The organism is Actinophytocola sp. (assembly GCF_036402745.1).
In the GTDB taxonomy this organism is placed as follows: Bacteria; Actinomycetota; Actinomycetes; order Mycobacteriales; family Pseudonocardiaceae; genus Actinophytocola.
This window is the reverse complement of record NZ_DASWSJ010000226.1, coordinates 1-1,784: the sequence shown is the minus strand read 5'-3', so window position 1 is coordinate 1,784 and position 1,784 is coordinate 1. Positions and strand designations below refer to the sequence as shown.

The following is a 1,784-nucleotide window of genomic DNA, read 5'->3' as shown; positions in this document are numbered from 1 at the left end:
CCAGCGTCGCCACCCGCCGCAGCGCCGCCTGCTCCTCGGCGAAGCTCCGCAGCTCCACCCGGGCCTGCGCGTTCGCGATCGCGGTGGCGACCAGTTCGGTGAAGCCGGCCAGCCGGGCCTCGGTGTCCGCCGGCAATGGCTCCGCGCGCGAGGACGACACGGCCATCAGGCCCCACAGCTGGCCCTCTACGCTGATCGGCGCGCCGACCGACGCGCGGACGCCCCACGCGTGGGTGACGTCCGCGACCGGGCCCGAGGCGTCGGCATAGTGGTCGATCCGCGCCGGCCGCCCGGTCTCGAACACCAGCGTGGCCGCGTTTCGGCCCCCGAGTTCGACCCGAGCGCCGACGGGGACGGGGAGAGCGGTCCTGGTGCCGCTCCACGCGCCGACCCACGTCGCTGCACCGTCCGGGTCGTACCGGACCATGCTGGCTAAGTCGGCGCCAAGCAGCCGCCCGGCCTCCGCGGTGACCGCAGCGAACACCTCCTCCGACGGCGCCCCCCGAGCGACCAGCGTCGCCACCCTCCGCAGCGCCGCCTGCTCCTCGGCGAACCTACGCAGCTCCACGCGCGCTTGCGCGTTGGCGATCGCGGTGCCGATCAGCTCGGTGAAGCCGGCCATCCGCTGTTCGGTGTCGGCCGGGAAACGCTCGCGCCGCGTCGCGACGGCGATCGCGCCCCACAGACGCCCCTCGACGACGATCGGAGTCGCGACCCGCGACCGGAGTCCGAGCCGGCGGATGGCGTCGCCGTATGCGCCGGAGGCTTGGCTGACGTCGTCGACGCGAGCGGGGCGGCCGGTGTGCAAGGCGACCGCCAAGGCCAGGGGCGGCTCAGGTTTCCAGCGGCTCCCCACCGGGAGCTCTGCGGGGTGCGCACCGACGCCGGCTACGAGAGTCGTCGCGCCGTCGGGATCGAGGCGCGCGATGAGCGTGGTGTCGGCATCGAGGACGTGGCCGACCTCCCGCGCGACGGCCGCGAACACCTCGCCTGGTGGCAGCCCGCGGGCGACCAGCGTGGCGACCCGGCGCAACGCGACCTGCTCCTGCGCGAGCCGGCGCAGTTCGTCGCGGCTTTCCTCGAGTTGGGCGCGGCCCTCGGCGTTCGCGATCGCGGTCGCGACGAGTTCGGTGAAGTCCGCTATGCGCTGTTCGGTGTCGGCCGGGAGGCGCTCGCGCCGCGTCCCCATGCCGATCGCGCCCCACAAACGCCCCTCAACCACGATCGGCGCCGCGACCCCCGACCGGATTCCCAGCCGGCGGAGGCGGTCGCCGTAGACGTCGCAGGCCTGGCTGAAGTCGTCGAGGCGGGCCGGGCGGCCGGTGCGCAAGGCGACCGCCAAATGCAGCGGCGGCTCGAGGTTGAAGCGGCTCCCCACCGCCACCTCATCGGGGGGGACGCCGACGCGGGTGAGGACGGTCGCCGCGCCGTCGGGATCGAGGCGGACGATGGTCGTGGAGTCGGCATCGAGCACGTGGCCGACCTCGTGCGCGACGGCCGCGAACACCTCGCCTGGTGCCACCCCGCGGGCGACCAGCGTGGCGACGCGGCGCAACGCGGCCTGTTCCTGCGCGAGCCGGTGGAGTTCGTCGCGGCTGTCCTCGAGTTGGGCGCGGCTCTCGGCGTTGGCGATGGCGGTGCCGATGAGTTCGGTGAAGTCCGCTATGCGTTGTTCGGTGTCGGGCGGGAAACGCTCGTGCCGGGTTCCGACGGCGATCGCGCCCCACAGATGCCCCTGGACGACGATCGGCGCCGCGACTCCCGACCGAAGTCCGAGCCGGCGG

At 74.3% G+C, this 1,784-nt stretch carries 1 protein-coding gene; it reads right to left on the bottom strand.

The window, feature by feature from the left end:
• Positions 1-1,474: GAF domain-containing protein (locus VGD70_RS21575; protein ID WP_331084082.1), on the bottom strand; the 1,474-nt coding region annotated here is incomplete at its 3' end.
• Positions 1,475-1,784 lie beyond the last annotated feature (310 nt).